This window comes from Mesorhizobium sp. M1A.F.Ca.IN.020.06.1.1 (assembly GCF_004023265.1).
Taxonomy (GTDB): Bacteria; Pseudomonadota; Alphaproteobacteria; order Rhizobiales; family Rhizobiaceae; genus Mesorhizobium.
Map to the genome: position 1 here is coordinate 1 of NZ_RZSR01000426.1, position 4955 is coordinate 4955.

At 65.1% G+C, this 4955-nt stretch carries 4 protein-coding genes and 2 pseudogenes; 5 read left to right on the forward strand and 1 reads right to left on the reverse strand.

Annotation, left to right across the window (positions count from 1 at the left end; all coding sequences use genetic code 11):
• The 5 genes and pseudogenes from EOA60_RS18745 to EOA60_RS18765 all read left to right on the forward strand — a co-directional run.
• A pseudogene (locus EOA60_RS18745) lies at nt 1-228 on the forward strand (S-methyl-5-thioribose kinase); the annotation flags it as partial.
• On the forward strand, nt 225-1319 hold the full coding sequence (mtnA, locus tag EOA60_RS18750) for an S-methyl-5-thioribose-1-phosphate isomerase (RefSeq protein ID WP_095823875.1): 1095 nt from the start codon (nt 225-227) through the stop codon (nt 1317-1319). The pseudogene EOA60_RS18745 and the gene mtnA, both read left to right, overlap by 4 nt.
• A 7-nt stretch (nt 1320-1326) precedes the next feature.
• Nucleotides 1327-1476 (forward strand): annotated as a pseudogene (locus EOA60_RS18755) (6,7-dimethyl-8-ribityllumazine synthase); the annotation flags it as partial.
• A 158-nt stretch (nt 1477-1634) separates the two neighbouring features.
• Nucleotides 1635-2699: a class II fructose-bisphosphate aldolase gene (gene fba / locus EOA60_RS18760; protein ID WP_067327727.1), complete on the forward strand. Its 1065-nt coding sequence runs from the start codon at nt 1635-1637 to the stop codon at nt 2697-2699.
• A 177-nt stretch (nt 2700-2876) separates the two neighbouring features.
• A complete protein-coding gene (locus tag EOA60_RS18765; protein WP_095776270.1) occupies nt 2877-3602 on the forward strand; it encodes an MgtC/SapB family protein in 726 nt (241 codons plus the stop codon).
• 23 nt (nt 3603-3625) lie between these two features.
• Here EOA60_RS18765 and EOA60_RS18770 read toward each other — a convergent pair whose 3' ends face one another.
• Nucleotides 3626-4858 (reverse strand): VWA domain-containing protein, encoded by a 1233-nt coding sequence (locus EOA60_RS18770; RefSeq protein ID WP_095823876.1) that lies wholly within the window; start codon nt 4856-4858, stop codon nt 3626-3628.
• Nucleotides 4859-4955: the final 97 nt, after the last annotated feature.

Sequence of the window (4955 nt, forward strand, 5' to 3'; positions counted from 1 at the left end):
ATCTGGACCGACCTGCTCGGCTTCGCCGGCATCGAGGTGCACCGACGTATCCTCGGTCTCGCCCACAATGCCGATTTCGAGACCATTGCCGACGCAGACCTTCGCGCCAAATGTGAAGCAAAGGCGCTGCGCTTCGGCCGCCACATCGCCGTGAACCGGCGTCAGATCCACAGCATCGACGAGGTCAACGCATTGGCCGCGCTGGTCGAACAGGAGAAGAGCCTTTGAACGTCGGCGAACGCCACTATCGTACAATTTGGCTCAGCGACGACAAACGCTCGGTCGAGATCATCGACCAGCGCTGGCTGCCGCATGAGTTTCGCGTCGAGACGATCGGAACCCTTCCCGGCATCGCCACCGCGATCCGCGACATGTGGGTGCGCGGCGCGCCGCTGATCGGCGTCACCGCCGCCTACGGCGTCGCCATCCAGATGACCGACGATCCCTCGGACGAAGCGCTCGACGCGGCGTGGGAGACGCTGCACAAAACGCGACCGACGGCGATCAACCTGCGCTGGGCGCTGGACGAGATGCGGCGTTTTCTGAAGCCGCTGGCGCCGGGAGAGCGCGCCGAGGCCGCCTACCGGCGCGCCGCCGAGATCGCAGACGAGGATGTCGGGCTCAATCGCGCCATCGGCGAGAACGGGCTTGCCATCATCAAGGAGATCGCGGCGAAAAAGAAGCCTGGCGAGGCGGTCAACATTCTCACCCATTGCAATGCCGGTTGGCTGGCGACGGTCGACTACGGCACCGCCACGGCGCCAATCTATCTGGCGACGGAAGCCGGCATTCCGGTCCACGTCTATGTCGACGAGACCAGGCCGCGCAACCAGGGCGCCCAGCTGACCGCCTGGGAAATGGCCGGCCACGGCGTGCCGCACACGCTGATCGTCGATAACGCCGGCGGGCATCTGATGCAGCATGGCGACATCGACATGGTGATCGTCGGCACCGACCGCACGACGGCCAATGGCGACGTCTGCAACAAGATCGGCACCTATCTCAAGGCTTTAGCCGCCGCCGACAACGACGTCCCTTTCTATGTCGCGCTCCCCTCGCCCACCATCGACTGGACGGTCGCCGACGGGCTTGCGGAAATCCCGATCGAGGAGCGCGCGAGTGAGGAGGTTTCGCTGGTGTGGGGTAGGACGGCCGACGGCAAGGTCGCGCAGGTGCGCGTCTCGCCCGACGCAACGCCGGCGGCAAACCCCGCCTTCGACGTGACGCCGGCTCGGCTGGTGACAGGGCTGATCACCGAGCGCGGCGTGGCGAAGGCTTCGCGCGAGGCGCTGAAGGCGATGTTTCCCGAGCGCAGCTAATCTTCGCCCGGTGCTCTCGGCCGTGCTCACGCCGCACAACTATCATGAGAGCGCCGAGCACCGCCGCTTCTTCCATGAGCATTTTTTGGTGAAGGGCAAGGAAGCGGCGAAGGCCTGCGTCGAAATCCTTGCCGCGCGCGAGCGGATCGCCGCTTAGGCTCGACTCGGGCCGGATTTCAGCCCTGCAACAAGAATTGCGGCCGAAAGGGCTTCAAAAGGTTGCGGTAGGTTAGAAATCCGGCCAGAAGCAACGGGGCCGCCCGCCCGGGCGGCCCTTTCAAACACGGGCTCGAACCAGATACGGGAGACTATTCGTTGGCTCGCATCACACTGAGACAATTGCTCGACCATGCCGCCGAACAAGGCTATGGCGTGCCTGCCTTCAACATGAACAACATGGAACAGGGCCTCGCCATCATGGAGGCGGCCGAGGAGACCAAGTCGCCGGTCATCCTCCAGGCGAGCCGCGGGGCGCGCGCCTACGCCAATGATGTGGTGCTGGCCAAGCTGATCGACGCGCTGGTCGAGATCCACCCCGACATTCCGGTCTGCATGCATCTCGACCACGGCAACAACGAAGCGACCTGCGTCACCGCGATCCAGTACGGCTTCACCTCGGTGATGATGGACGGCTCGCTGAAGGAAGACGGCAAGTCGCCGGCCGACTACGCCTATAATTCCGGCATCACGCGCCGCGTCGTCGATATGGCGCATTGGGGCGGTGTCTCGGTGGAAGGCGAGATCGGCGTGCTCGGCTCGCTGGAGAGCGGCGGCGGCGAGCAGGAGGACGGCCACGGCGTCGAAGGCGCCATCAGCCACGATCAGTTGCTTACAGACCCGGTGCAGGCCGAGCAGTTCGTGCGCGACACCCATGTCGATGCGCTGGCGGTGGCCATGGGCACCAGCCACGGCGCCTACAAATTCTCGCGCAAGCCGGATGGCGCGGTGCTGGCGATGAACGTGATCGAGGAGATCCATCGCCGCCTGCCCAACATGCATCTGGTCATGCACGGCTCGTCATCGGTGCCGGAGGAGCTGCAGGAGATCATCAACAAATATGGCGGCCAGATGAAGCCGACCTGGGGCGTGCCGGTGGAAGAGATCCAGCGCGGCATCAAGCACGGCGTGCGCAAGATCAACATCGACACGGACAACCGCATGGCGCTGACCGGCGCGATCCGCAAAGTGCTGACCGAGAACCCTTCCGAGTTCGATCCGCGCAAATATCTGACGCCGGCCATGGCGGCGATGAAGAAGCTCTGCAAGGAACGCTTCGAGCAGTTCGGCACAGCCGGCAACGCGCCGAAGATCAAGCCGATCCCGTTGTCGGAAATGGCCAAGCGTTACAAGGCCGGCAGCCTCGACCCGAAGTTCGGCTGAGCCACCTCCTCCCGCGACCGGGTTCCAGCCGGTCGCGGGAGCACGCCCACCCTCCCACGGCACCAGTCCCGCGGAACCTCACGTCATCGGCATTGGCCAAGGAACCATCCATGGCCGAGCTTAGTTGAACTGTCCTGACGCAATGGAGGGTGCGCCGACCGGCGTCGCCGACGGGAAATGCTCGAGCCGCTCTGCTGCGACATGCCGCTTCATCCGACATGGCCGGATCTCGTTGCGCGGCTGTTGCTGACGCTGGTCGCGGGCTTCCTCATCGGCTTGAATCGCGAAGCGCGCGGCCATTCCGCCGGCCTGCGGACGACCATCCTGGTCGGCCTCGCGGCGTGCGTCGCCATGGTCCAGGCCAACATGCTGCTCGACGTTGCCGGTAAGGGACCGGACTCATTCGTGCGCATGGATGTGCTGCGCTTTGCGCTCGGCGTGCTCACCGGCGTCGGCTTCATCGGCGGCGGCGCCATCCTCAGGCGCGGCGATCTCGTCACCGGAGTGACCACCGCCGCCACCATGTGGATCATGACGATGATCGGGCTGGCCTTCGGCGGCGGCCAGTTCGGCCTCGGCGCGATTGCTACAGCATTGACGCTGGTGACGCTGCAGGCCCTGAAGTGGGTCGATCTCAAGATCCCGCGCGACCATAAGGCGATCCTTGCGGTCTCATGGCCGAAGACAGCCCCGCCCGACCTCCAGGAGATCGTACGGCCGCTCGGATACGATGCCCGCTTCGTTGGCATGGAGCACGATGCCGACCGCGACCGCTTCGTGTTTTCCTTCCAAGTCAAATGGCGGCAGCCAGATGCAGTCGAGCCGTCAACTGAGGTGCTGGCGCTGGTCGGCCAACACTGTGAGATCGAGCGGTTTGAATTGATCAGCGAGAAAGCGCCCTGATCAGCGTCGGAAGGGTGGCGAAGCTATTCGGCTGCGCTTGGCGTTTCCGAATCCGGGCGAATAAGCTTGATGTCCGCTCCCGCCGCCCAAGCGCCGATGTCCTCCCGGCGCAGCGCCGCCGCCATCATGTCGGGAAAATGGTCCGGCGTGCAGGCGAAGACCGGGACGCCCAATGCCGCGACCGAGCCGGCCATGGAAGAGTCGTAGCCGGGACGGCCCTGGTCGGTGAGCGCCAGGAGCACAACGACATTGACGCCCGACCGCACCAGCGCAGCCAGCCGACGAAGCAGTTCCTGACCGTTGCCGCCTTCGTAGAGGTCGGTGATGAGGACGAAATGCGCCTTGGTCGGCCGCTCGATGCGCTCGGCGCAATAAGCGACCGCCTGGTTGATGTCGGTTCCGCCGCCAAGCTGGACGCCGAACAGCACCTCGACCGGATCGCTGAGCTCTTCGGTCAGATCGACGATCGCGGTGTCAAAGCAGACCAGCTTGGTGCGCACGACCGGCAAGGAGGCCATCACGGCCGCGAAGATCGAGGCGTAGATGACCGAACTTGCCATCGAGCCGGACTGATCGACGCAGAGCGTCACTTCGTCGAGGTCGACCAGCCGACGCTGGCGGCGCATGAAGCCGACGAGCTTTTCCGGCACCACGGTCTTGTGGTCTGGCTGGTAGTGGCGAAGGTTCGCCGCGATAGTGCGCGGCCAGTCGATGTCGCGCTGCCGCGGCCGGTTGATGCGCCTGGAACGGTCGAGCGCGCCGCGGATCGCCTCGGCGGTTTTCTGCTCGAGACGCTGCATCAGCTTGGCGACGATGTCGGAAATGATCGAGCGGGCAATGTCCTTGGTCTTTTCCGGCATCGCCGAGCGCAACGAGACCAGATCGGCAACGAGATTGACGTCGGCCTCGATCGCCTTGAGGAATTCCGGCTCCATCAGCATCTGCTTCAGGTTCAGGCGCTCGAAGGCGTCCTTCTGCACGACCTGGACCACCTGCTCGGGGAAGAAAGAGCGGATATCGCCCATCCATTGCGCGACGCGCGGCGCCGAACGGCCAAGCCCGCCGCGCCGCTTGCGCGGATCGCCGGCGTCGCCGCTGCCGTCGCCGTAGAGCGCATCGAGGGCTGCCGAAAGCCGCCGGTCCTCCTGCGACAGCGCCGAGGAGGACTCATCGTCGGCGCCGATCGCCAGGCGCCAACGGCGCTCCCGCGTCCCTTCGATCGGATGAAGATCGGGTCCGACCGTTTCATCATCCATGGTTGGGCTCCCCCGTAAGCAGCTTGCCGAGGAGACCAAAATGCCGTCGCCAGGCCTGGCCGCCATCGGGTGCCGGCGTCAGTCCGGCGGGCAGGCT

Excerpts from the sequence above, each read along its gene's own strand:
- EOA60_RS18765 (WP_095776270.1), top strand. The coding sequence starts at position 2,877 with ATGCTCGAGCCGCTCTGCTGCGACATGCCGCTTCATCCGACATGGCCG.
- EOA60_RS18770 (WP_095823876.1), bottom strand. The coding sequence starts at position 4,858 with ATGGATGATGAAACGGTCGGACCCGATCTTCATCCGATCGAAGGGACG.